Here is a 24,010-nt window from a genome sequence, read left to right as displayed (position 1 = left end):
AGGGGTGACAATCCCGGTCATGGCAGCTTGCATGCCAGGCTGGCGCTCTTGCGCAACCCGGAACGATGGGGTCAAATGGCGCTGCCTTCGTTTAGGAACGGACACGAGCGCCGGCTCCTCCGGGCGAGGCCAGCAAGCCAAAATCAGCGAGAGAGGAGACGACATGGCTAACGCTCGTGTCTTGGGAAGAGGTCTGTTCCAATGACGGATGGCCCGGTGATCATTGTCGGTGCGGGCCATGGCGGCTACCAGGTCGCGGCATCCCTGCGTCAGGCAGGTTTTTCCGGCCGCATCTGCCTCGTCAACGACGAGGCGCATCTGCCCTATCAGCGGCCGCCTCTGTCCAAGGCCTACATCAAGGGCTCCGCCGGTCCGGAAAGCCTGATGTTCCGGCCGGAAAAGTTTTACCAGGACCAGAAGATCGAGCTGATCGCGGGCCGCGCGGTGTCGATCGAACGCGCGAAACGCACGGTCCTTCTCGCCTCGGGCGAGACGCTTCCCTATGGCCACCTCGTGCTGGCCACGGGCGCACGCAACCGGCTGCTCGATCTGCCCAACGCAAACCTGTCCGACGTGAAATATCTGCGCATCCTCGATGAGAGCGAAGCGCTGCGAAAAATCATGCCATCGAAGAAGCGGGCCGTGATCATCGGCGCGGGCTTCATCGGCTTGGAATTCGCCTCCACTGCGCGAATCAAGGGGCTGGAGGTCGACGTGATCGAGCTCGCCCCGCGCGTGATGGCGCGCGCGGTGACGGCCGAGGTCTCGGACTATTTCCAGGCCCGGCACCGCGAAGCCGGCATTCGTATTCACCTCGGTGTGCAGGCAACCAGCATCGAGGCGGAGGGCGGCAAGGTCACCGGCGTCAGCCTCAGCGACGGCCGGCACTTGCCGGCCGACCTCATCGTGGTCGGCGTCGGCGTGCTGCCGAACATCGAGCTCGCGGCGGAAGCGGGGCTGCCAGTCGCATCGGGCATCATCGTCGACGAGCATCTGCTCACATCCGATCCCAGCATCTCGGCAGTCGGCGATTGCGCACTGTTTGCGAGTCCGCGCTTCGGCGGATCGCTGCGGCTGGAGTCGGTGCAGAACGCCACCGATCACGCCCGATGCGTGGCGGCGCGGCTGACCGGCGACAGCAAGCCTTACGACGGTCACCCCTGGTTCTGGAGCGACCAGGGTGATGACAAGCTCCAGATCGCGGGGCTCACCACCGGCTACGACCGCGTCGTGCTGCGCGGCAACCCCGCAGGCAAGGCGTTCTCCGCGTTCTGCTACAAGGGCGACACGCTGCTCGGCATCGAGTCGATCAACCGCGCCGGCGATCACATGTTCGGCCGTCGCCTGCTTGGGATGGACCGCTCGATCTCGCCGGAGCAGGCCGGCGATGAAAATTTTGACCTGAAGAGCGCGCTGGCTTGATCTTCCCCCCGCAAGCCGGGAAGAAACGCCCTACAAAACCGCCGCAACCTCCGCCGCTGTCGGCATTGAGGGACCGGCGCCCATCCGCTGCACCGAGATCGAAGCGGCGGCGTTGGCGAAGGTGAGCGCATCACGCAAGGGCGCGCCACCGGCGAGTCGCGCCGCGAGCGCGCCGACGAAGCAGTCGCCGGCGCCTGTTGTGTCGATCGCCTTCACCAGGCGGCCCGGCACGACGATCTCTTCGGGAGCGGCGAGCGTCAGCACGCCGCGCTTGCCCAGCGTCACGCAGATGGTCTGGTCCTCGCGCGCCCGAAGCTGCCGTGCGACGTCCACGATGCGCGCCGGCTCGTCGCTCTCGGACAGCTCGACGCCTGCGAGGAAGCCGAGCTCGGTCTCGTTCAGCACGAGGATATCGACGAGCTCGAGCAGGTCGTGGGAACATTTCTGCGCGGGCGCCGGATTGAGCAGCGTGGTCGCCCCGGCGGACCGTGCCCGCTGGAAGAACGCGGCGATCGTGGGCAGGGGGATCTCGAACTGGCTGACCGCGACATCGCCGTTCAGCAGCGGCACGACACTGACATCGTCCGCGCCGACCAGCGCATTGGTGCCGGGAATGACGACGATGGTGTTGTCGGCGTCCGCCACCGTGATGATTGCTGTGCCGGTGTGCGCCTCGGCCGTCTCCTGGACGTAACCGAGATCGACGCCCTGACCGCCCAGGAAGGCCTTCAGCTCCGCCCCGAAGGAATCCTTCCCCAGCCGGCCGATCAGCGTGGTCCGGGCACCCAGCCGCGACGCGGCCACGGCCTGGTTCGCGCCCTTGCCGCCGGGAAAATACAGCACCTGCCGGCCTGCGACGGTTTCGCCGACCCTGGGATGGCGATCGGCCGTCGCCACCACATCCATGTTGATGCTGCCGGCAACGAAGACACGTCCCATGCGAGACTCCAGCGAACGCTAAACCCTGACCTCGAATTCGTGCCTGACCTTGGCGATGTCGACAAGCGTCGGCAGGCCGGCCTCGTTGCCGAGGCGCTGGATCTTGAACGTCGAGGCCGCACGGGCGAAGTCGAAATGCTCGCGCCAGGTTTTGCCGGGATGGGCGAGGTAGGAATAGATATAGGCGCCGTGGAACACGTCGCCGGCGCCATTGGTGTCGAGCACGCGCTCGCGCGGGATCGGCATTGCCGGCATGATCTCGACCGTGCCGGTCTCGTTGTACCAGAGCAGGCCCTTCTCGCCCATGGTGACGCCGCCGATCTTGCAGCCGCGGCCCTTCAGGTAGTCCAGCATCTGCTCCGGGGTCAGATCCATCTGCTCGCACAAGCGTTCAGCGACGATCGCGACGTCGATGAATTCCAAGAGCTCGTGCGTGTTGGTGCGCAGACCGCCGCCATCGAGCGAGGTGAGGATGCCGGCCTCGCGGCAGACTTTTGCATAATGGATCGCGGCGTCCGGCTGGTGGCCGTCGATATGCAGCGCGCGGCAGTTGCCGAGATTGAGGATCGGGAAGGGATGGATGTGGGTGTCGTCGCGGCAGCGGACGATGGCGCGCTTGCCGTCCTTGGGCATGATGAAGGACAGCGAGGAGGTGTTCACCTTCCGGCCGTGCAGCGAGATCGCATACTTCGCGCACATGTCCTGGAACATGCGGCCCAGCCAGTCATTGGCGACGGTGGCGATCAGGTCCGGCACGATGCCGAGCTTGGCGCAGCAGAACGCCGCCGTAACCGCGTTGCCGCCGAAGGAGACTGCGTAGTCCGAGGCCACGTGCTTCTCGTCGCCGGTCGGCATGTGGTCGGTGATGAAGACGACGTCGATATAGGTCTGTCCGATAAAGAGGGCCTGCATTGGTTGTCCGTAATGCGCTGGGTGGTCCCGGCCGGCGGAATTACTCTAGCACCGGTTCCGTTCAGGAGACGCCGAAATTATTCGCAAAGCCGCCACCCGAAGCGCTTGAGGTGAGCTTTGCGTCGGAATACGACCATGACAGGGCCAACGCAATGCCCAAGCGGAGCGCCGCGCCGGATCGATCTGCAGTTCCAGGCGCGTCGAAGGGGGAGGGAAAATGATCACCGGCCTCGATCACGTCGTTGCTCTGGTCAAGGACATCGGTGCGGCCAAGGCGGCCTATCAGACGCTGCTGGGGCGGGCACCGGCCTGGCAGAATTCAGGCGAGGGCGCCGACCGGGTGCTGTTCACGCTTGCCAACATGACGATCGAGCTGATGGCGCCGAGCGGCTTCAGCGTGGCCGCCGATCGCATGCGCGCGTTGCTGGAGGACCGCGAAGGCGTGCTCGCGAGCCTGTGCTTTCGTGTTGCAGACATGGGCAAGATGTACCGGCGGCTGGAGCGGGTGGCCTTGCGTCCGGACCCGGTCGCCGAGGTCGAAAGCAGCGATGCCGAGACCGGCGCGGTTCTGCACTGGAAACGCACGCGCGCTGCGACCGAGCTGACGCGCGGCGTGCGCATGTTCTTCCTTGAGCTCGCCGAGGAGCGTCCGCAGTCGGCGGCGAGCGACGTCGCGCCGATCGACGCGCTCGACCACGTCGTGGTCGCGACCGAGGATTCCGAACGTGCCGCGGCGCTCTATGGCGCGCGGCTCGGGCTCGATCTGGCGCTCGACCGCTCACACCAGGATTGGGGCCAGCTCATGTTCTTCCGCTGCGGCGATCTCATCGTCGAGGTGGTGCGGAGGCCGGTCGCCGGCGGCGATCTCGCGCATGATCGGCTGTGGGGCCTGAGCTGGCGGGTGGCCGACCTCGAGGCCACGCGCGCCCGCCTGATCTCGGCCGGCGTCGACGTCAGCGAGGTACGCAACGGCCGCAAGCCGGGCACGCGGGTGATGAGCATCAGGAACGGCACCTGCGGGATCCAGACCATCCTGCTGGAGCGTACGCCGAAGCCGACGGACTGAGGCCCTGGCCTCTCCACGTCATTGCGAGCGCAGCGAAGCAATCCAGAATCTTTCCGCGGATGCATTTCTGGATTGCTTCGCTGCGCTCGCAATGACGAACTATGCGGCGCCACCTTCCGCCTTACTGCCACGCCGCCCAGATTCCCCGGGGAGTCCCGCCATCCTTCATTCTCAAACCGTCGCGCGCGTGTTACATGACGTTGTGAGAGCATCCAGCGAGCAACCGGTTTGGCGAAGGCAAAGCGAAATCTGAGATGGCAGCGTGATCCCGAAGGGATGCGGCTGCGCATTCTCGAGGCTGCCAAGCAGGAGTTTTCGGCCCACGGGCTTGCCGGTGCACGGGTCGACCGTATCGCGGCCGAGGCCGGCGCCAACAAGCGCATGCTCTACTATCACGTCGGCAACAAGGACGAGCTATATCTCGCGGTGCTTGAGGGTGCCTATGACAAGATCCGCAGCGAGGAGCGGGGACTCGATCTCGAGCATCTCGATCCGCCCGAGGCGATCAGACGGCTGATCGAATTCACCTGGAACTATTTTCTGCGCAACCCCGAATTCCTGTCGCTGCTGCAGACCGAGAACCTCGCGCGGGCAAAGCATCTGAAGCGCTCGACCAAGGTCAAGTCGATGCATTCGCCCTTCGTCGAGATGATCCGCACCGTGGTGCGGCGCGGCGTCGACAGCGGCGATTTCCAGGTCGCGGTCGATCCGGTGCAGCTCTACATCTCGATCGCGGCGCTGTGCTTCTTCTATCTCTCGAACTCGGCCACCTTGAGCGTGATCTTCGGACGCGACCTGCTCGCCAAGGACGCCAAGGATGAGCGGCTTGCCCACATGGTGGGCCTGGTTCTGGCCGCGCTGACGGGACGATCGGCGGAACTGCTCGAGATCGTCAAGGCGCCAAAGTCGCGCCTCCCGCAGCATCAGCCCGTCTAGCGGAATTCTTTATTCCACAATCTCAGATATCATCGCCCGGCTCGACCGGGCGATTCAGTTTTCCGGAGGCGCTGAGCCAATACGGAGAAGTCGCCGCGTACTGGATCCCCTGCTTTCGCGGGGGATGACACCGAAGATGCGGCATGATTGACCGGCCGCTTAACGGGAACGCGAGCTAACCGTGGGAACCACTGCGCAAAACGTCACAGGGGAAACCGCTGGACAGTATTTATCCAACGGGTTAATTTCTCACCGAACCAAAAAGACTGCCGGGAGTGAGGCGTGGCTGAACCGAAGCCGCAAAGTGCGGTGTCCAAGATCTTGAATGCGGCCTGGGTGCGGCCGCTGTTGTTTCTGGTCTTCATTGTCGTGGCCTGGGATCTCTCGATCCGGCTGTTCAAGATCCCCGCCTATCAGATCCCGGCGCCGGCCGACGTCGTGGCCGTGCTGCGCAGCGACTGGCCGGAGCTGCTGCGTCAGTCCTGGCCCACCACTTACGCGACCATATGGGGCTTCGTGCTTTCCGCGCTGTTCGGCATTCCCGTGGCGATGCTGATCGCGGGATCGAAGACGGTGGAGAGCTACGTCTATCCGCTGCTGGTGTTCTCCCAATCCGTGCCGAAGATCGCGATCGCGCCGCTGTTCGTGGTCTGGTTCGGCTTCGGCATCCTGCCGAAAGTGATCTCGGCGTTCCTGCTCGGCTTCTTTCCGGTGGTGGTCTCGGCCGTCCAGGGCTTCAAATCGGTCGATCCTGACATGGTCGATCTTGCCCGCGCCATGCAAGGCAGCCGGTTTCAGGTGTTCCGCGCGGTGAATCTGCCGCATGCGCTGCCCGCGATCTTCTCCGGCCTCAAAGTGTCGGTGACGCTCGCAGTGGTCGGCGCCGTCGTCGGCGAATTCGTCGGTTCCAATTCCGGCATCGGCTACGTGATGCAACGCTCGATCGGCACATTCGACCTGCCGACGATGTTTGCTGCACTCGTGATCCTCGCGTTGCTCGGCGTGGTGCTGTTCTGGATCGTGGACCGGATAGAGCGGCTGGTCATTCCCTGGCATGTCAGCCAGCGTGAGGATGTGATTTTCACCTCTTAAGCAACGAACGGCCACCAACGGCCGAAGCAACAAGGACAAGGGAGAAAGTAGATGAAGCGGTGGATAGGAGCTGTCTCGGCGGCGCTGATGGCGCTTTCGGTTGCGCCGGCGCAGGCTGCCGACAAGGTCGTGCTGATGCTGAACTGGTACGTCTATGGCGAGCACGCGCCGTTCTATTACGGCAAGGCCAAGGGCATCTATGCCGCCGAGGGCATCGACCTCGAAATCCAGGAAGGCCGCGGCTCTGCGGCGACCACGCAGGCCGTTGCGGCCAAGACCGCCGACTTCGGCTATGTCGACGTTCCCACCATGATGCGCGCCGCGATCAAAGGCGCGCCCGTGATCGCGACCGGCGTGCTGCTCCAGACCAGCCCGATGTCGGCCATGGGCTTCGCTGACAAGAACATCAAAAAGCCCGAGGACATCAAGGGCAAGACGGTGGCGATCACGCCGGCCGACTCCATGACGCAGATCTGGCCGCTGTTCCTGAAGAAGACCGGGCTGAAGGAAAGCGACTTCCACACCGTGGCCGGCGACGGCCAGACCAAGCTCAATGCCGTCATCAACGGCCAGGCCGATCTCCTGCTCGGCTACGTCATGGACCAGTCGATGAAGATCAAGGATGCCACCGGCAAGGACGTCTATCCGATCAAGTTCGCCGACTACGGCATCAACATGGTCTCCTCGGGCATTATCGCCAATTCCGACTACGTAAAGGCCAATGCGGATCTCGTCCGCCGCTTCATGTCGGCGACGACAAAGGCGGTTGAAGCCGCCGAAAAGGAGCCGAAGGCGGCGGCGCAGTCGATCCTCGACGCCAACCCGAAGGGCGGCAAGATCGAGACGTTGACTCAGGGCTTTGAGCTGACCATCCCGCTCTATCGGACGGCGGAGACCAAGAGCAAACGGCCGTTCCAGGTCACCGACCAGAACATGACCGACTCGGTCAATCTGATGGTCGAATATGGCGGGCTCGATGCCAAGGCCAAGGAGAACCCGAAGGCCTTCTATACCAACGACTACCTGCCAAAGGGCAACTCGTGAAACCAGCGACAAGACCGAGTGATGACGTGCAACCGGCCGCGCATCTGAGACTGGTGAGCGATCGGGCCGGCAGCGACGCGTCGGGCATCAAGCTGTCCGGCGTGTCGAAGACCTATCGGACGCGCGACGGCGATGTGCCGTCGCTGCGGCCGCTCGATTTCCACATCAATGACGGCGAGTTCTTCGTCGTGGTCGGTCCCTCCGGCTGCGGCAAGTCGACGCTGCTCAAGCTGATCTCCGGACTGTTGCCGCCGACGACCGGCGAGATCCTGGTCGAGGGCGAGAAGGTGACGACGCCGCACGGCAATGTCGGTATCGTCTTCCAGAACGCGCTGCTTCTGCCCTGGCGCAACATCATCTCAAACGTGATGCTGCCGATCGACATGAAGCGGCTGCCACGGGCCGAATATCTCGCCCGCGCCAAGGAGCTGTTGAAGCTGGTCGGGCTCGAAGGCTTCGAGAAGAAGCTGCCCTGGCAGCTCTCCGGCGGCATGCAGCAGCGCGCCTCGATCTGCCGTGCACTGGTGCATGATCCCAAGATCATGCTTATGGACGAGCCGTTCGGCGCGCTGGACGCGCTGACGCGCGAGCGCATGAACGTCGAGCTGATGCGGATCCAGCGCGAAACGCGCAAGACCGTGCTCCTGATCACCCATTCGATTCCGGAGGCCGTGTTCCTTGCCGACCGCGTGCTGGTCATGACCGAGCGGCCGGGCGCGGTCGCCGCGATCTACGATGTGCCGCTGCCGCGCCCGCGCTCGCTCGACGTGATGGCCGACCCGGTCTTCACCGAGCTCGTGCAACGCATCCGCAAGCACTTCTTCACGCAGGGTTCGCTGGACTAGAGCCATGTCTGTGCGCCTGAAACTGCGAGATATCGCGTTCTTTGAACGGCCCGTGCGTTTCGCGCGGCCGTTCCGCTTCGGCGCCATCACGATTCATGCGACCCCGCAGCTCTTCGTGCGGGCCGAGATCGAGGTCGAGGGCAGGGGGACCGCAGTCGGCGCCAGCGCCGAACTGCTGGTGCCAAAATGGTTCGACAAGCGGCCGGAGCTGTCGCCGGCGCAGACGGTCGATGGGCTCAGACGCTCGCTGCGCATTGCGCGCGGTCTCTATCTGGCGCAGAGCGGCTTTAACACGGCCTTCGGGCTGCATGCTGCCTGCATCGGCGCGCAGGTTGCAGCCTGCGCGAAGGAGAACATTCCGCCGCTGGCTGCAGCCTATGGCCCGGCCGAGATTGACAAGGCAATTCTCGATGCGGTGCTGCGTGGCAATGACAGCAATTTCTTCGACGGAATGGCCGGCAACATTGCCGGTATCGATGCGCGACTCTCGCCCGATCTAAGGGAATCGGACGTCGGGGAATTCCTTGCGGAACGGAAGCCGCTGCTGCGCGTCGCGGTTCGCCACACCGTGGGTCTCGACGACGTCGTCGAAGGCGAGAGCGGTGTCGCCGATGCGCACGAGAATGCCGGTGCACGTTATTTCAAGCTGAAGCTGTCGGGCAATCCGACGGCCGATGCAGCAAGGCTGGCGCGCATCGGCAAGGAGCTCGATAAGCTGGGTCATGATTACAAGGTGACCCTGGACGCGAACGAGCAGTATGCCGATCTCGACGCGCTGCGCGCGTTGATCGACCAGCTCGATCGCGATTCCCTGCTTCGATCGATCTCGTCGCGCCTGCTCTATGTCGAACAGCCGATGCCGCGCGACATCACGCGGCATTCGCCGCTCGGCTCGCTCGCGGCGCGCGCCTTCATCATCGACGAGGCTGATGATTCCTACGACGCATTCCCGGCAGCGCGAGCGCTCGGCTATCGCGGGATCTCGTCGAAATCCTGCAAGGGACTCTACAAGTCCATCGTCAACGCAACGCGCGCGGCGAAGTGGAGCACGGGCGGAGAGACGTTCTTCGTCACCGGCGAGGACCTGACTTGCCAGGCCGGCCTTGCCGTGCAGCAGGATCTCGCGCTCGGTGCGTTCATCGGCGTCACCCATGCCGAGCGCAATGGCCATCACTACGTCGACGGTTTCGGCGAGACGCCCGCCGCAGAAGCCGAGGCCTTCGCGAAGGCCCATCCCGATCTCTACGCCGATGCCGGCAAAGGCATCCGGCTCTCCATTCACAACGGCGATCTCGTCACGGGATCGCTGACCGCAACGGGCTTTGCGACGTCGGTCCATCCGGACTGGTCGGCACTGCGCCCGCTTGAACAGCCAAAATCACGTCAGGAGCAATTGGCATGACCACGCAACGCCTCGGCCTCATCATGAACGGCGTCACCGGCCGCATGGGGCTCAACCAGCATCTGATCCGCTCGATCGTGGCGATTCGCGACCAGGGCGGCGTCAAGCTCAAGAATGGCGATCGCGTGATGCCAGATCCAATTCTGGTCGGCCGCAGTGCCGACAAGCTCGAGCGGCTGGCCAAGCAGTTCAACATCACGCGCTGGACCACCGACCTCGACGCCGCGCTCGCCGACAAGAACGATACCATGTTCTTCGACGCCGCGACCACGCAGGCGCGGCCCGGCCTGCTGTCCCGCGCGATCAACGCCGGCAAGCATGTCTATTGCGAGAAGCCGATTGCGACGACGTTCGAGGAGGCGGTTGAGGTCGTCAAGCTCGCCAACGCCAAGGGCGTCAAGCATGGCACGGTGCAGGACAAGCTGTTCCTGCCGGGCCTGAAGAAGATCGCCTTCCTGCGCGACTCCGGCTTCTTCGGCCGCATCCTCTCGGTGCGTGGCGAATTCGGCTACTGGGTGTTCGAGGGCGGCTGGCAGGAGGCGCAGCGGCCGTCCTGGAACTATCGCAGCGAGGACGGCGGCGGCATCATCCTCGACATGGTCTGCCACTGGCGCTACGTGCTCGACAACCTGTTCGGCGACGTCGAGAGCGTGGTCTGCATCGGCAACACCGACATTCCCGAGCGCTATGACGAGCAAGGGGAGAAGTACAAGGCGACCGCCGACGATTCCGCCTATGCGACGTTCCAGCTCAAGGGCGGCATTATCGCGCACATCAACATGTCCTGGGTCACGCGTGTCTATCGCGACGACCTCGTCACCTTCCAGGTCGACGGCACGCTCGGTTCGGCCGTCGCAGGCCTGTCCGACTGCATGATCCAGGCGCGGCAGGCGACGCCGCGTCCGGTCTGGAATCCCGACGAGAAGCGGTTGCACGATTTCTACGGCGACTGGCAGAAGCTGCCGGACAACGTCACCTACGACAACGGCTTCAAGGAGCAGTGGGAGATGTTCATCCGCCACGTCTACGAGGATGCGCCGTACAAGTTCACGCTGCTCGAGGGCGCCAAGGGCGTGCAGCTCGCCGAATGTGCACTGAAGAGCTGGAAGGAACGGCGTTGGATCGACGTCGCGCCGATCAAGGTCTGAGGAGGCTGACATGAACAAGCCCATCCAGCCTATGTCATCGCTTTCATTGAAACTACCGAAGGCCGACCGGTCGATCGAGACCTATCGACTCGCGGCTTCGCGCAACTTTCCGGCCAAGCTCGAGGGCACGCTGAACCGTGTCGCCTTCTCGGCCGTGCACACGGTTGCCGATCCCTTCGCGGATAATGATCCCTGGCTCTCGGTGTCCGTCGACTGGGACAAGACCATCGCCTTCCGGGAGCACGTCTGGGATCTCGGTCTTGGCGTCGCGGAGGCCATGGACACCGCGCAGCGCGGTATGGGCTTGGATTGGCCGACGTCGCTGGAACTGATCACGCGCTCGGTCGCGGCCGCCAAGCGCCGCAAAGCTCTGGTGTTCTCCGGTGCCGGCACCGACCATCTCGCGGTCGAGGATGCGAAGAGCCTCGACGATGTGATCCGCGCCTATGAGGAGCAGATCTCGGCGGTCGAGAAGGTTGGCGGCCGGATCATCTTGATGGCCTCGCGCGCGCTCGCCAAGCTCGGCCGCAACGCCGACGACTATGCCAAGGTCTATGATCGTGTGCTATCGCAGGTCCGCGAACCCGTGATCATTCACTGGCTCGGCGACATGTTCGATCCGGCGCTGACGGGATATTGGGGCACCAAGGATCTCGACAAGGCGATGGACACGGCCGTTGCCATCATCAACGGCAACGCCGCCAAGGTCGACGGCGTCAAGGTCTCGCTGCTCGACAAACAGCGCGAGATCGATATGCGCCGCCGCCTCGACAAGCGCATCAAGATGTATACTGGCGACGACTTCAACTATGCGGAGCTGATCGCCGGCGATAGCCAAGGCTTTTCGCACGCGCTGCTGGGCATCTTCGATGCTATCGCGCCGGCGGCCTCTTATGCACTGTCGCGGCTTGCGGCCGGCGACGAAGCCGGCTTCCACGACGTTCTGGGGCCAACCGTGCCGCTGTCGCGCCATATCTTCAAAGCACCGACACGCTTCTACAAGACCGGCGTGGTGTTCATGGCCTATCTCAACGGCCACCAGGATCACTTCACCATGGTCGGCGGCCAGGAGAGCGCGCGGTCGATGCTGCATCTGGCCGAGCTGTTCCGCCTCGCCGATCAGGCCGGCCTGCTCGCCAACCCCGAACTCGCGGCGCGGCGGATGAAGACCGTGCTGGCCTCGCACGGAATCGAATCCTGATGCGTGATTTTTCGTCCGATCATCGCTGGCTGTCGCTGAACACGGCGACGGTTCGCAAGCAGGGTGACCTCGTTGCGATCGTCGAGGCCTGCGCCCGCCATGGCATCCGTGCCATCGATCCCTGGCGCGACCAAGTCGCATCCGTTGGCCTCGACCGCGCCGTGCGCGCGGTGCGCGACGCCGGCCTGGAGCTCTCGGGCTATTGCCGGGGCGGCATGTTCACGTCTGACAAGTCGCGCCGAACCGAGGTGCGCGATGATAACCGGCGCTGTGTCGATGAAGCCAAGGCGCTGGGCGCATCCTGCATCGTGCTGGTCGTCGGTGGCCTGCCGCAATACTCGCGGCCGGGCAGCGCAGTCTCGAAAGATATCGTTGCGGCGCGGGGGCAGGTTGAGGACGCCTTGGCCGAGATGCTCGACTACGCCAGGCAGGCAAAACTGCCGCTGGCGATCGAGCCTCTGCATCCGGCCTACGCGGCGGACCGGGCCTGCGTGAACACGACCAAGCAGGCGCTCGATATCTGCGACCGTCTCGACCCTGATCATACAGGCATGCTCGGGGTTGCGCTCGATGTCTATCATATCTGGTGGGATCCGGAGCTGATGGGCCAGATCGCGCGCGCCGGCAAGGATCGCCTGCTGGCGTTTCACGTCTGCGACTGGCTGGTGCCGACCAAGGACATCCTCAATGACCGCGGCATGATGGGTGACGGCGTGATCGACATCAAATCCGTGCGCGCAGCGGTCGAGGCGCAGGGTTACGCAGGCTATTCGGAGATCGAGATCTTTTCCAACGACTGGTGGGGCAGACCGATGGACGAGGTGCTGCGCACCTGCATCGAGCGGCACCGGAGCGTGGTTTAGGATCGGCACTCAGGCAACGCTGGTGGCGGTCACTGGCTTGCCGTCTGGGGAAGCGTGTTGAAGCGGGCCTTCTGCTCGCTGCTCAGCGTCGCATAGAACTCGTCCAAGGCCGGCTGCACCCGATTGGCTGCCTCCAGCATAGCTTCGAGCCGCTTCTGCATCGCTTCGAGACGCCCGACTGGCGTCAACGGCACGTCGTCCGGGCAGGCAGCCTGTAGGGCTTGTACCGCCTGCTTGGTCGCATCGCCCAAGCGTTCGAGCGCTTCCTTTTGCTTGCCCGCCGGGTGTACCACCGCCTCGATTCGTTCGATCGGGAGCTGCGTCAGGCTGGCTTTCGGATCGCCGCAGCTTTCGGGCTGGGCATTCGCTTCCTGTTGCTGCGGCTGCTGTTGCGCGCGCTCGCCCAAATTGGGGCCGAGCGCGTTGAAACGCGCCTGCTGCTCGTCGCTGAGTGAGCTATAGAATCGTTCGAGCGCCGGCCGCACGATTTTCACCGCTTCGAGCGTGACGCTGACGCGGTTCGTCATCGCGCGCAACCGGCCGGGTGGCGTCAGCGCGTATGAGTCATTGCAGGATTGCTTGAACACGTCGGCAGCCTTCGCGGCCGCAGCCTTCAAGTCATCGAGCAGGGTACGCTGCTCCGGTGTCGGCCGCACTGCCTGCGTGATCGACGCGAAGGGCCAGGCGGTCACGCCTTTTTCCGGATCTCCGCACAACTGCCGGACGGTCTGCGCGCTTGCGCTCGCGCGTTGGCGCGGCCGACCGCTCGGTATCGTCGCGCCGGATTGCGGATAGGCGGCGTAGGCGGAATACACGTTATCGCCGCCCCAGAACACGGTGTCGACGAAGTCGTCGTAGGCGTAGGCCCAGTAACCGGGCTCATAAGCGTAAGGCCAAAACGTGTAGTCGAAGATGTCGGAATAGGCATAGGGCCAGAACACCGGGCCGAGCCAGGCCACAAACGCTGCGCGCCTGCCATGTCGCCAGGCAGAGCGGGGAGCCCAACCGTGTTGCCGGGCGTCGATGGCCGCGCGCGCTTGCAGCGTGTCGTCGCCGCGGAAGCGGGCGGCAAACCGTCCGCGTGCCGCAGCTTGTGCCGCGACGGCAGCGGCAGCGGCGGATCGCTCGGCCGAAGGCTGCGGTCCCAACCGCTGCAGGCGCGCCTGATCGCGCTCTTGCATGCGCTGCTCGCGCTGGAGCAACCGGTTCTGCGTCTGCAGCGCCCGCTCCTGCGCGCGTTGCGCCCGCAGGCCTTCCGGCTTCTGCGACTGCAATTGCTGGACGCGCTGCTGCATGCGATCGATGCGGCTCTGCCGTTCTGCGCTCTGGCGATTAAGCATCTCGCGCTGCCGCTGCTCGACGTGCTGCTCGCGTTGTTGCACTCGCTGCTCGCGCTCAAGCAGCCGGCTCTGCGACTGCAGTAACCGTTGCTGCTCGCGTTGCGCCCTTGCGCCTTCTGCGGGCTTTTGCGACTGCAATTGCTGCACTCGCTGCTGCATGCGGTCGATGCGGCCCTGGCGTTCCGCGGATTGGCGCGACAGCATCTCGCGCGGCCGTTCCGGCCGCTCGCTCACAGCCGGCGGCGCTCCGGGGCGTGAGGCGGGTGCGACATGCGGCGTCGGCCGCTGTGCCACGGCCGGGCGCTGCGGTGCTGCCGGCGGGCGACGGATTTCAGGCCGCGGTGCCGCCACGTGCGGGGCAGCTCGCGGCGGTGGTGCAGCGAAGTGCGGGGTCGGACGCGGCGGCGGTGAGGCGATATGGGGCGCCGGATGTGGTGCCATCGCCGGTCGCTGCGGCATGGCCGGTGGATGGAATGCCGGTGCGGCAGGCCGCGCCATGGCCGGCGGTGCGGCAGGCCGCGCCATGGCTGGCGGCGCGGCGGGCCGCGCCATGGCTGGCGGCGCCGCCGGACGGGCCATCGCAGGTGGCGCTGCCGGTCGTGCAGCCGGTGGTCCACCTCTTCCATGCTCCTGGGCGAGTGCGCCGACATTCGCCGCCAGCACGGAGACGCCAACCAGGAAAGCCGTAAGCCAAACGCCACGCGGAAGCATGACAGCAGCTCTCCGCTCATCCAGTCGCCCGCAACCTTCAACGCGCAGATGGCGAAATCGTTCGGCCGCCGCCGGCATTGCGCTATTCGGACGCAGGCAGACCTTACGCCAAATCCCGTGTAAGCGTGGCCGCGATGCCCTCCAGCGCCCAGTCAACCTGGTCGCTGGTGATCACCAGCGGCGGGGCGAAGCGGATCGTGTGCTCGTGAGTATCCTTGGCGAGGATGCCCTCGAGCTGCAGGGCCTCGCAGTAGCGGCGCGCACGTCCGGCCTCAGGGTTGAGCTCGACCGCCAGCATCAGCCCGCGTCCGCGCACCTCGCGGACAGTGTTGGCGCGGATGTTTCTGAGGCCTTGCAGAAAGCGTTCACCCTGTACCGCAGCGTTTTCGATCATCCCTTCCTCGACGAGAACGCGGAGCGCCGCCCGCGCCACCGCACAGGCCAGCGGGTTGCCACCGAATGTCGAGCCATGCTGGCCCGGTTTCAGCGTGCCGAGGACGTCGTTGTTGGAAAGCACGGCGGAGACGGGATAGAAGCCGCCGGACAAAGCCTTGCCGAGCAGCGTGACATCCGCCTCGATGCCCTCGTGCTGTTCCGCAAGCAGCTTGCCGGTGCGGCCGAGCCCGGTCTGGATCTCGTCGAGGATCAGCATCACCTCGTGTGCGGTGCATAGCTCGCGCACCCCCGTGAAATAGCCTGCCGGTGGAATGATGACGCCGGCTTCGCCCTGGATCGGCTCGACCAGGAAAGCGACTGTGTTCGGCGTGATTGCCTCTTCCAGCGCTGCGAGATCGCCGAAGGGAATGATTTTGAAGCCCGGTGCAAAGGGACCGAAATGTTCGCGCGTGGTCGCGTCGGTCGAGAAGCCGACGATACCGAGGGTGCGTCCGTGGAAATTGTTGGCGCAGACTATGATCTCGGCTTGCCCGTCGGGCACCCCCTTCACCTCGTAGCCCCATTTGCGCACGGATTTGATCGCGCTCTCCACCGCCTCGGCCCCGCTGTTCATCGGCAGCACCTTGTGGGAGCCCGTCAGCTCCGCGATCTCTTCATAGAAGGGAGCGAGCTGATCATTGTGGAATGCGCGCGAGGTCAGGGTCAGTCGGCTGGCCTGTTCGACCATCGCGGCCAGGATTTTCGGATGGCAGTGGCCCTGGTTGAGCGCCGAATAGGCGGAGAGGCAATCCAGATATCGGTTGCCCTGGGTGTCCCAAACGAAGACGCCTTCGCCGCGCGACAGGACAACGCCGAGCGGCTCGTAATTGCGGGCGCCGAAGCGCGCCTCCCTGGCGATGAAATCAGCGACTGGCGGACTACTCATCCTTCGTCACTCCCGCTCATGTGCCTCGCGCATTCTAACCGATCATGCGCGGCTCTTTCAAAAATGCTCAGCCGGTGGAGCAGGGTACGCTCAAAAAGCCGCGGAACCGCACCCGCCCGCCCCGCACCGGCTGACCGTTCACGGCATAACGCGGGAAGCGCGCCAGAAAGCGGGAAATCGCGATGGCGCCTTCGAGCCGCGCCAGCGCCATGCCGGCGCATTGATGCGCGCCGGTGGCGAAGGCGAGATGCCGGTTCGGTGTGCGCGCGATGTCGAAGCGTTCGGGATCCGGAAACTGCGCGGGATCGCGGTTGGCCGCGCCGATGCACAGCGTGACCGACGTGCCCGCATCGAGCATGACGCCACCGAGCTCGACGCGTTCCGTGGTCATGCGGTTGCCGAGCTGGTTGGAGCTCTCATAACGCAGCATCTCCTCCACCGCCGTCTTGATCAGCTCCGGATTGTCGATCAGACGCTGCTTCTGATCGGGATTGCGGTGCAGCGCCACCAGACCGTTGCCGATCAGGTTGGTCGTGGTCTCGTGTCCGGCATTGAGCAGGAAGATGCAGTTGTGCAGCAATTCCTTCTCGGTCAGACGCTCGCCATTCTCCTCGCCCTGGATCAGGCGCGTCAGCACGTCGCGCTCGGGATTGCCGGGCTTGCGGCGCCGGCGCGCAACCAGCGTCTCGAGATAGGCGAGGAAGTCCTTCACGGCGCGATTGCCGCGTGCAGCGGCTTCGGTCGACACGACCGGTTCGAGCGCTCCCAGGATTGCCAGCGACCAGTCGCGGAGCGGCTCGCGCTCCTCGTGGGGAACGTCGAGCAGGTTGCCGATCACCTCGATGGGAATGGAGGCTGCAAAGTCGTCGATCAGCTCGCAATGGTCTTTGGCGGCGATGGCGTCGAGCAGGCCGTCGACCAATCTGATCAGGTCAGGTTCCATGCCGGCGATCGCGCGCGGCGACAACGCGCCCATGATCAGGCGCCGTACGCGGGTATGGGAGGGCGGATCGTTGAAAACGAGACTGGTGGTGTGGTGCTCGTAGAGCAGGGAATCACCGTATTTCGGTGCGAACTCGCGCTTCTTGTCCGAGCTGAACGACTTTGTGTTCTTGTAGGCGGCGACGAGATCGTCGTAGCGGGTCAGGAACACGGTGCCGTTCGGCAGGCGCTTGATCGGCTCATTCTCCCGCAGTGCACGATAAGTTGGGTAGGGATTGTCGTAGAATTCTGGCGTCAGCTTCTCCAGATCGAAACTGGCCGCCAGTTCTCTCGCATCTGCGTTCATGCCGCCATACTCGCCGGTTGAGACCGATATGCCGTTTTCGCTGTTTCGAGCGATGCGGCTCACCGTCTACAGTCGTGCCACGATTTGCTAGCCGACCGGACAGGAAAATGCACGCCCGCGCTGATGCTGCCGACACGGCCCCCGAATCCAGCCCTCTTTGGCCGGACGATATTTTCGCGACATTGCAACGCTTCGATGTCCGGCAGGTGCCTTACGTACCTGACGCCGGTCACTCGAAGCTGATCCAGCGCGTGCTGGGCTCGTCCACGATGCGCGGCATTCCGCTGACGACGGAGGAGGAGGGCGTGGCGCTTCTGGCCGGCGCCTGGGCCGGCGGACAGCGCGGCGTGCTGCTGATGCAGTCGAGCGGGGTCGGCAATTGCATCAACATGCTGTCGCTGATCCCGATCCTGCGCTTCCCGTTCCTGACCCTCGTGACCATGCGAGGGGAGTGGGGCGAGTTCAATCCATGGCAGGTACCGATGGGCTCGACCACGCAGGGCGTCTTCGAGCTCTGTGGCGTCAAGGTGCTGCGCGCTGCGAACGCAGCCGAGGTGCCGGCCGTGCTCGAAGCGGCTGCGGCGCAGGCCTACAATGCCCTCACGCCGACCGCCGTGCTGTTGTCGCAGCGCCTGATCGGTGCCAAGGTTTTCACCAAATGAGCAAAGCCAATCTCCTCGACCGCCGCCAGGTGGTGTCCAGGCTGCTTGCGAACCGCAAGGATGTCGTCGCGATCGGCGGCCTCGGGGCCTCCACCAACGACATCACCGCCGCCGGCGACCACGCGCGCAACTTCTATCTCTGGGGCGGCATGGGCGGCGCCGCGATGATTGGCCTCGGACTCGCACTGGCGCAGCCAAAACTGCCGGTGCTGGTCATCACCGGCGACGGCGAGATGCTGATGGGCATGGGCAGCCTTGCCACCATCGGCCTGCAGAAGCCGTCCAACCTCTCGATCGTGGTGCTCGACAACGAGTGCTATGGCGAAACCGGCGGCCAGACCAGCCATACCTCCGCGGCCGCGGACCTCGTCGGCGTCGCCAGGGCCTGCGGCATCCCGGATAGCCGGCCGATCTCGACCATGGCCGAGGTGGAGGCCTTTGCCAAAGCCGTCCATGACGTCTCGACCGGGCCGCGCTTTGCCAATGTGAAGATCGACAGCGCCAGCCTCGAGCGGATTTTGCCGAGCCGGGACGGGACTTACATCGTCAACCGAATCCGCGGCGACCTTGGCTTCCAGCCGATCTAGCCCTTTCGCTCGAATCGACCGTCCCAAGAGAACTGCCGGCCGAGCTGCCGGCCGCTGCGGTGCCGGCGGGCGATTGCCGGCGCTCAAGTTTCCGTTGAATCTACAACCCATTTAGGTTGCGTCGCAGCATTTTGCTTGACTTTTGCGTGGGTGAGTGCTTACTCACTAGCATGAACTCATTACGCATGACGAGCGACCTGAGGCGTCAATTGATCCTCGGCGCCGCCAAACGTTGCTTTGCCCGGCACGGCTATAACGGCACCACGACCAAGAGCGTGGCGGCCGCTGCCGCCATTTCCGAGGCGCTGTTGTTCAAGCATTTCCCGTCCAAGGCGGCACTTTATGCCGAAATCCTCTCCGACGAATGCGAGGCCGACCCGGCGCTGATGGAGCTCCTCGAGCGGGAGCCATCGACCGCCGCGCTGGTCGAGCTGATCTGCGGCATGGTCCAGCATTTCCTCGAGATCGCCGACGGTCCCGACCAGGAGGAGGCGCAGCGCCTGCGACTGATGGCCACTAGCCATTTGGATGATGGCGAGTTCGCGCGCTTGCTATATGCCAAGATCGAGAAGCTGATCGGCGCAGTATTCGTCGCCTCGCTCGAGCGTGCGGTCGCCGCTGGCGACGCGCGGCCTTGCGGCGGCGAGCCGCTCAACCTGTTCTGGTTTGCGCATCATTCGGTGATGACGGCTGCGCTGACCAGGCTGCCGGCCACGCCCTGCCTCGCTTACGGCAAGGCGAACGATCTGGAACGGCAGCTCTGTGAGTTTCTCCTGAGGGGTATAGGACTTAACGACGCCGCAATTGCTTCGCATCTGGACCGCGCCTTGGCGCCGGGTGGCGGCAAGACGGCGATTGCAGAAAGTGCATGACATGAACATCGTAGCCGAACACAAGATTTCGGGCGAACCGATCGACAACAAGACTCCCAAGCGTCCAGTTAAGCCAGTGCGCTGGTTTATCATCGTCGGCGTCCTGCTGGGCGCGCTCGTCGGCGGCCTTGTCTGGTTCAACTCGTTCCGGGGCCAGATGATCAAGCAGTTCTTTGCCAACAACAAGCCGCCGCCGGTGGCCGTCAGCGCGGCCGAGGCGAAGTCGGAGGTGGTGCCGAATCTCTTGACCGCGGTCGGCGAGCTCGCCGCCGTGCACCAGGTCAACGTCACCGCTGACGTCAACGGCCGTGTCACCGAGATCAAGTTCGAGCCGGGTGCGCATGTCGAAGCCGGCACGCCTCTGGTGCAGCTATTCGACGCGCCCGAGCAGGGCGACCTCGCCAGCTTCAAGGCGCAGGCGACCGTCGGGCAGCTTTCGCTCGACCGCGCCAAGCAGCTCGCGTCGCGCCAGTTCGGCCCGCAGGCGACCGTCGATTCCGCGCAGGCCGCCTACGACCAGGCGATGGCGGGCATCGCCAAGACCGAGGCGCTGATCTCGCAGAAACTGGTGCGTGCGCCGTTCTCCGGCGATCTCGGCGTCCGCAAGGTCGAGGTCGGCCAGTATCTCACCGCGGGCACGGCCATCGTGTCGCTGACTGATCTGTCGGAGCTGTGGGCCAACTTCACCGTGACGGAAAAGGACTCTGGCAACCTCAAGGTCGGCCAGCCCGTCCGGCTGAAGGTCGACGCCTATCCGGGCCGCACCTTCGAGGGCAAGATCACGACGATCGAGCCGCAGATCTCGACCGACACCCGCAACATCCGCGTGCAGGCGACGATCGCCAATCCGGAGAAGATCCTGAAGCCGGGCATGTTCGTGACCACCACGGTGGTGCTGCCGGAGAAGCCGGCGGTGATCACCGTCCCGGAGACGGCGGTTGACTACACGCTCTACGGCGACTCGGTGTTCGTGATCACCGAGAAGAAGGAAGACGACGGCAAGACCAGCCTGAGCGCGGTTCGCACCTTCGTGCAGACCGGCAACCGGGTCGAGGGACGTGTCGAAATCCTGAAGGGCGTGAAGGCGGGCGACAAGGTCGTCGCCGTCGGCCAGCTCAAGCTGCAATCGGGCGCCGCTGTGTCGATTTCGCCCGATTCCGCGCCGCCGATCCCCGCGCAACCGCCGCGCTATTGACATAACGCTCGCATGATCCGGCCCGGCCGGATCATGCCTCTTGAGACAAAGAAATCGAGATCGCCGCGATGGCCTTTACCGATATTTTCATCAAGCGCCCGGTTCTGTCGGTCGTCGTTAGCCTGCTGATCCTGCTGATCGGTCTGCGCGCGGCGATGGTGTTGCCGATCCGGCAATATCCGAAGCTTTCGAACACGGTCATCAACATCACGACCGTCTATCCCGGCGCGTCCGCAGACCTGATCCAGGGCTTCATCACGACGCCGATCGAGCAGGCGGTCGCCTCGGCCGAAGGCGTCGACTACATCACCTCGTCCTCGGTGCTCGGCACCTCGACGATCCAGGTCTACATCAAACTGAATTTCGATCCGAACCAGGCGCTCACCGAGGTGCTCGCCAAGACCAATTCGGTCAAATATCTGATCCCGAAGGAATCCAACGACCCGATCGTCACCAAGACCACGGGCCAGACCACGGCCGTGATGTATCTCGGCTTCTCGTCCGAGGAGCTGTCGGGATCGGCGATCTCGGACTATCTGACGCGCGTGGTGCAGCCGGTGCTGTCGACCGTCGACGGCGTGGCCTCCGCCGACATTCTCGGCGGCCAGACCTTCGCGATGCGGCTGTGGCTTGATCCGGTGAAGATGGCGGGCCGCAACGTGTCGCCGGCCGATGTCGCCGCGGCGATCACCGCCAACAACTTCCAGTCCGCGGCAGGCCAGACCAAGGGCTACCTCATCGTCTCGAACGTCTCGACGAACACGGGCCTCACCGACGTCAATCAGTTCAAGAAGATGATCGTCAAGGCCAAGGACGGCGGCTTCGTGCGGATGGAGGACATCGCGACCGTCGAACTTGCCGCGCAGAGCACGGATGCGAGCGTCGCCTTCAACGGCGAGCACGCGATCTTCATCGGCGTGCAGGCGACCCCACAAGGAAACCCGCTGACGCTGGTCAAGGGCGTGCGCGCGCTGTTCCCCGAACTCGAGCGCAATTTGCCGCCGTCGATGAAGATGAAGGTCGCCTACGACTCGACCAAGTTCATCCAGTCGTCGATCGACGAGGTCGAGAAGACGCTGGGCGAAGCCGTCATCATCGTCATCGTGGTGATCTTCCTGTTCCTGGCCTCACTCCGCTCGGTCATCATTCCGGTGGTCACCATCCCGCTGTCGATGATCGGCGTCTGCACGCTGATGCTGGCGCTGGGCTTCAGCTTCAACCTGCTGACGCTGCTCGCCATGGTGCTCGCCATCGGCCTCGTGGTCGACGACGCCATCGTCGTGGTGGAGAACATCCACCGCCATCTGGAGGAGGGCAAGACGCCGGTCCAGGCGGCGCTGCAAGGCGCGCGCGAGATCGTGGGTCCGGTCATTTCCATGACCATCACGCTCGCCGCAGTGTATGCGCCGATCGGTTTCCTCGGCGGCCTCACCGGCTCGCTGTTCCGCGAATTCGCCTTTACCCTCGCGGGCTCGGTGATCGTATCAGGCGTGATCGCGCTGACGCTGTCGCCGATGATGTGCTCGGTGCTGCTGAAGAACACCGAGGAAGGGCGTTTCGCCAAGCTCGTCAACAAGGTGTTCGGCGCAGTGACGCGCTGGTACGGCCGCAAGCTCGACCGCTCGCTCGACTACAAAGCGGTGACGGGACTGTTCGCGCTGACGATCCTCGGCCTCGTCGGGTTCCTTTACATGCATACGTCGAAGGAGCTGGCGCCCGAGGAAGATCAAGGCATCGTGTTCGCGGTGACCAAGGCGCCGAAATACGCCAACATCGACTATCTCGACTTCTATGGTGACAAGCTCGACAAGGAATTCCAGAAATTCCCCGAGACCGATCTCCGCTTCGTGCTGAACGGTATCAACGGTCCGCAGGGCGGTATCGCTGGCATGCTGCTCAAGCCCTGGGACGAGCGCAAGCGCTCGTCGATCGCGTTGAAGCCGCTGGTGCAGGCGGAACTGTCCAAGATCGAGGGCGTCCAGGCGTTCGCATTCAACCTGCCGCCGCTGCCGGGCGGGCCGGGCGGCCTGCCGGTGCAGATGGTGATCAACTCCACCGCCGGATTCCAGACGGTCTATGAGCAGATGGAGAAGTTGAAGGACGCTGCGCGCAAGAGCGGCATGTTCATCGTCTCCGACAGCGACCTTGCCTTCAACCAGCCGAACGTGAAGATCACGATCGACCGCACCAAGGCCCAGGACCTCGGCGTCAACATGCAGAATCTCGGCAGCACGCTCGCGGTTCTGCTCGGCGGCAACTACATCAACCGCTTCAACCTTGAGGGCCGCTCCTACCAAGTGATCCCGCAGGTGCCGCGCGGCAAGCGGCTCTCGCCGGAATCGCTGGGCGGCTACTACGTGACCACCAACACCGGCCAGCAGCTCCCGCTGTCGACGGTGGTATCGATCAAGACCACCACCGATCCGAACTCGCTGACCCACTACAATCAGCTCAATTCGGCGACGTTCTCGGCGGTGCCGATGCCCGGCGTGACCATCGGTCAGGCGGTGGACTTCCTCGAGAGTGAGGCCAAGAAGCTGCCGCAGGGCTTCAGCCACGACTATCTCGCGGACTCCCGCCAGTACGTGCAGGAGGGCAACCAGCTCGCGATCACCTTCGGCTTCGCGCTGATCATCATCTTCCTGGTGCTGGCGGCGCAGTTCGAGAGCTTGCGTGACCCGCTGGTGATCATGATCTCGGTGCCGATGGCGATCGTGGGAGCTCTGATCCCGCTGTTCTTCGGTGTTGCGACCATGAACATTTACACTCAGGTCGGTCTGCTCACCCTGGTCGGCCTGATCACCAAGCATGGCATCCTCATGGTGGAGTTCGCCAACGAGCTTCAGATCAGGGAACGGCTCGACCGCCGCTCGGCGATCGAAATGTCGGCCCGCATCCGCCTTCGGCCGATCCTGATGACGACGGCCGCCATGGTCACCGGCCTGATCCCGCTGCTGACGGCCACCGGCGCCGGCGCCGCCAGCCGCTTCTCGATCGGCCTCGTGGTCGTGGCCGGCATGTCGATCGGCACCCTGTTCACGCTGTTCGTGCTGCCGGCGGTCTACGTTGTGCTGGCGACCGATCACAGCAAGGAGGCCGAATCGGAGCGCAACAAGCAGATCGACGCCATGGATATTGGCTCCAAGGCGCTCCGTCCGACCTGA

The 24,010-nt window shown here is 64.4% G+C and carries 21 protein-coding genes; 15 read left to right on the top strand and 6 right to left on the bottom strand.

Features of this window, described 5'->3' with window-relative positions:
* Positions 1–201: 201 nt before the first annotated feature.
* Positions 202–1,422: an FAD-dependent oxidoreductase gene (locus MTX21_RS12845; protein WP_280965177.1), complete on the top strand. Its 1,221-nt coding sequence runs from the start codon at positions 202–204 to the stop codon at positions 1,420–1,422.
* 30 nt (positions 1,423–1,452) lie between these two features.
* Here MTX21_RS12845 and rbsK read toward each other — a convergent pair whose 3' ends face one another.
* On the bottom strand, positions 1,453–2,361 hold the full coding sequence (gene rbsK / locus MTX21_RS12840) for a ribokinase (RefSeq protein WP_280965176.1): 909 nt from the start codon (positions 2,359–2,361) through the stop codon (positions 1,453–1,455).
* An 18-nt stretch (positions 2,362–2,379) separates the two neighbouring features.
* On the bottom strand, positions 2,380–3,273 hold the full coding sequence (locus tag MTX21_RS12835) for a sugar kinase (RefSeq protein ID WP_280965175.1): 894 nt from the start codon (positions 3,271–3,273) through the stop codon (positions 2,380–2,382).
* Positions 3,274–3,490: 217 nt separating this feature from the next.
* Here MTX21_RS12835 and MTX21_RS12830 point away from each other — a divergent pair, with 217 nt between their 5' ends.
* The 9 genes from MTX21_RS12830 (at position 3,491) to MTX21_RS12790 (ending at position 12,870) form a co-directional block, all read left to right on the top strand.
* Positions 3,491–4,339 carry a VOC family protein gene (locus tag MTX21_RS12830; protein WP_280965174.1) on the top strand — a complete coding sequence of 283 codons (849 nt, stop codon included), beginning with the start codon at positions 3,491–3,493 and terminating at the stop codon, positions 4,337–4,339.
* Positions 4,340–4,567: 228 nt separating this feature from the next.
* Positions 4,568–5,275 carry a TetR/AcrR family transcriptional regulator gene (locus tag MTX21_RS12825; RefSeq protein WP_280965173.1) on the top strand — a complete coding sequence of 236 codons (708 nt, stop codon included), beginning with the start codon at positions 4,568–4,570 and terminating at the stop codon, positions 5,273–5,275.
* 282 nt (positions 5,276–5,557) lie between these two features.
* Positions 5,558–6,367 carry an ABC transporter permease gene (locus tag MTX21_RS12820; RefSeq protein ID WP_280965172.1) on the top strand — a complete coding sequence of 270 codons (810 nt, stop codon included), beginning with the start codon at positions 5,558–5,560 and terminating at the stop codon, positions 6,365–6,367.
* A gap of 51 nt (positions 6,368–6,418) precedes the next feature.
* On the top strand, positions 6,419–7,411 hold the full coding sequence (locus MTX21_RS12815) for an ABC transporter substrate-binding protein (protein WP_280965171.1): 993 nt from the start codon (positions 6,419–6,421) through the stop codon (positions 7,409–7,411).
* The gene (locus MTX21_RS12810; protein WP_280965170.1) at positions 7,408–8,256 is read left to right on the top strand and encodes an ABC transporter ATP-binding protein; all 849 of its coding nucleotides are present in this window, start codon (positions 7,408–7,410) and stop codon (positions 8,254–8,256) included. The genes MTX21_RS12815 and MTX21_RS12810 overlap by 4 nt, the downstream gene beginning before the upstream one ends.
* Before the next feature lie 4 nt (positions 8,257–8,260).
* Positions 8,261–9,658, top strand: coding sequence for a hypothetical protein (locus MTX21_RS12805; protein WP_280965169.1), 1,398 nt, complete (start codon positions 8,261–8,263; stop codon positions 9,656–9,658).
* Entirely contained in the window at positions 9,655–10,806 is a 1,152-nt protein-coding gene (locus MTX21_RS12800; protein ID WP_280965168.1) for a Gfo/Idh/MocA family oxidoreductase, read from the top strand. The genes MTX21_RS12805 and MTX21_RS12800 overlap by 4 nt, the downstream gene beginning before the upstream one ends.
* Positions 10,807–10,816: 10 nt before the next feature.
* Positions 10,817–12,007 carry a dihydrodipicolinate synthase family protein gene (locus MTX21_RS12795; RefSeq protein ID WP_280965167.1) on the top strand — a complete coding sequence of 397 codons (1,191 nt, stop codon included), beginning with the start codon at positions 10,817–10,819 and terminating at the stop codon, positions 12,005–12,007.
* Positions 12,007–12,870: a sugar phosphate isomerase/epimerase family protein gene (locus MTX21_RS12790; protein WP_280965166.1), complete on the top strand. Its 864-nt coding sequence runs from the start codon at positions 12,007–12,009 to the stop codon at positions 12,868–12,870. Before MTX21_RS12795 ends, MTX21_RS12790 begins: the two co-directional genes overlap by 1 nt.
* Positions 12,871–12,899: 29 nt before the next feature.
* On the opposite strand, the gene MTX21_RS12785 is transcribed toward MTX21_RS12790, so the two are convergent.
* The 4 genes from MTX21_RS12785 to MTX21_RS12770 form a co-directional block, all read right to left on the bottom strand.
* Positions 12,900–14,444 (bottom strand): Spy/CpxP family protein refolding chaperone, encoded by a 1,545-nt coding sequence (locus tag MTX21_RS12785; RefSeq protein ID WP_280965165.1) that lies wholly within the window; start codon positions 14,442–14,444, stop codon positions 12,900–12,902.
* A gap of 97 nt (positions 14,445–14,541) precedes the next feature.
* Positions 14,542–14,904, bottom strand: a complete 363-nt coding sequence (locus MTX21_RS12780) for a hypothetical protein (RefSeq protein WP_280965164.1) — start codon at positions 14,902–14,904, stop codon at positions 14,542–14,544.
* 120 nt (positions 14,905–15,024) lie between these two features.
* The gene (gene rocD / locus MTX21_RS12775) at positions 15,025–16,242 is read right to left on the bottom strand and encodes an ornithine--oxo-acid transaminase (protein WP_280965163.1); all 1,218 of its coding nucleotides are present in this window, start codon (positions 16,240–16,242) and stop codon (positions 15,025–15,027) included.
* A gap of 67 nt (positions 16,243–16,309) precedes the next feature.
* Positions 16,310–17,530, bottom strand: coding sequence for a cytochrome P450 (locus MTX21_RS12770; protein ID WP_280965162.1), 1,221 nt, complete (start codon positions 17,528–17,530; stop codon positions 16,310–16,312).
* 107 nt (positions 17,531–17,637) lie between these two features.
* Here MTX21_RS12770 and MTX21_RS12765 point away from each other — a divergent pair, with 107 nt between their 5' ends.
* From MTX21_RS12765 to MTX21_RS12745, 5 genes are all read left to right on the top strand, one after another.
* A complete protein-coding gene (locus tag MTX21_RS12765; RefSeq protein WP_280965161.1) occupies positions 17,638–18,192 on the top strand; it encodes a phosphonopyruvate decarboxylase in 555 nt (184 codons plus the stop codon).
* Complete coding sequence (locus tag MTX21_RS12760; protein WP_280965160.1) at positions 18,189–18,779, top strand: thiamine pyrophosphate-dependent enzyme; 591 nt, start codon at positions 18,189–18,191, stop codon at positions 18,777–18,779. Before MTX21_RS12765 ends, MTX21_RS12760 begins: the two co-directional genes overlap by 4 nt.
* Before the next feature lie 185 nt (positions 18,780–18,964).
* Complete coding sequence (locus tag MTX21_RS12755) at positions 18,965–19,651, top strand: TetR/AcrR family transcriptional regulator (protein WP_280965159.1); 687 nt, start codon at positions 18,965–18,967, stop codon at positions 19,649–19,651.
* 1 nt (position 19,652) lies between these two features.
* Complete coding sequence (locus tag MTX21_RS12750) at positions 19,653–20,846, top strand: efflux RND transporter periplasmic adaptor subunit (RefSeq protein ID WP_280965158.1); 1,194 nt, start codon at positions 19,653–19,655, stop codon at positions 20,844–20,846.
* A 68-nt stretch (positions 20,847–20,914) separates the two neighbouring features.
* A complete protein-coding gene (locus MTX21_RS12745; RefSeq protein ID WP_280965157.1) occupies positions 20,915–24,010 on the top strand; it encodes a MexW/MexI family multidrug efflux RND transporter permease subunit in 3,096 nt (1,031 codons plus the stop codon).

It is taken from the genome of Bradyrhizobium sp. ISRA430, from assembly GCF_029909975.1.
GTDB lineage: Bacteria > Pseudomonadota > Alphaproteobacteria > Rhizobiales > Xanthobacteraceae > Bradyrhizobium.
The sequence above is the reverse complement of the archived record's forward strand: the minus strand, read 5'-3'. Positions and strand labels throughout refer to the sequence as shown.

What these genes read in the sequence shown, in the direction of transcription:
- MTX21_RS12795 (WP_280965167.1), top strand. Translation starts at nt 10,817, where the DNA reads ATGAACAAGCCCATCCAGCCTATGTCATCGCTTTCATTGAAACTACCG.
- MTX21_RS12745 (WP_280965157.1), top strand. Translation starts at nt 20,915, where the DNA reads ATGGCCTTTACCGATATTTTCATCAAGCGCCCGGTTCTGTCGGTCGTC.
- MTX21_RS12760 (WP_280965160.1), top strand. Translation starts at nt 18,189, where the DNA reads ATGAGCAAAGCCAATCTCCTCGACCGCCGCCAGGTGGTGTCCAGGCTG.
- MTX21_RS12815 (WP_280965171.1), top strand. Translation starts at nt 6,419, where the DNA reads ATGAAGCGGTGGATAGGAGCTGTCTCGGCGGCGCTGATGGCGCTTTCG.
- MTX21_RS12770 (WP_280965162.1), bottom strand. Translation starts at nt 17,530, where the DNA reads ATGAACGCAGATGCGAGAGAACTGGCGGCCAGTTTCGATCTGGAGAAG.
- rocD (WP_280965163.1), bottom strand. Translation starts at nt 16,242, where the DNA reads ATGAGTAGTCCGCCAGTCGCTGATTTCATCGCCAGGGAGGCGCGCTTC.
- MTX21_RS12755 (WP_280965159.1), top strand. Translation starts at nt 18,965, where the DNA reads ATGACGAGCGACCTGAGGCGTCAATTGATCCTCGGCGCCGCCAAACGT.
- MTX21_RS12835 (WP_280965175.1), bottom strand. Translation starts at nt 3,273, where the DNA reads ATGCAGGCCCTCTTTATCGGACAGACCTATATCGACGTCGTCTTCATC.
- MTX21_RS12765 (WP_280965161.1), top strand. Translation starts at nt 17,638, where the DNA reads ATGCACGCCCGCGCTGATGCTGCCGACACGGCCCCCGAATCCAGCCCT.
- MTX21_RS12805 (WP_280965169.1), top strand. Translation starts at nt 8,261, where the DNA reads ATGTCTGTGCGCCTGAAACTGCGAGATATCGCGTTCTTTGAACGGCCC.
- MTX21_RS12830 (WP_280965174.1), top strand. Translation starts at nt 3,491, where the DNA reads ATGATCACCGGCCTCGATCACGTCGTTGCTCTGGTCAAGGACATCGGT.
- MTX21_RS12845 (WP_280965177.1), top strand. Translation starts at nt 202, where the DNA reads ATGACGGATGGCCCGGTGATCATTGTCGGTGCGGGCCATGGCGGCTAC.
- MTX21_RS12800 (WP_280965168.1), top strand. Translation starts at nt 9,655, where the DNA reads ATGACCACGCAACGCCTCGGCCTCATCATGAACGGCGTCACCGGCCGC.
- rbsK (WP_280965176.1), bottom strand. Translation starts at nt 2,361, where the DNA reads ATGGGACGTGTCTTCGTTGCCGGCAGCATCAACATGGATGTGGTGGCG.
- MTX21_RS12750 (WP_280965158.1), top strand. Translation starts at nt 19,653, where the DNA reads ATGAACATCGTAGCCGAACACAAGATTTCGGGCGAACCGATCGACAAC.
- MTX21_RS12790 (WP_280965166.1), top strand. Translation starts at nt 12,007, where the DNA reads ATGCGTGATTTTTCGTCCGATCATCGCTGGCTGTCGCTGAACACGGCG.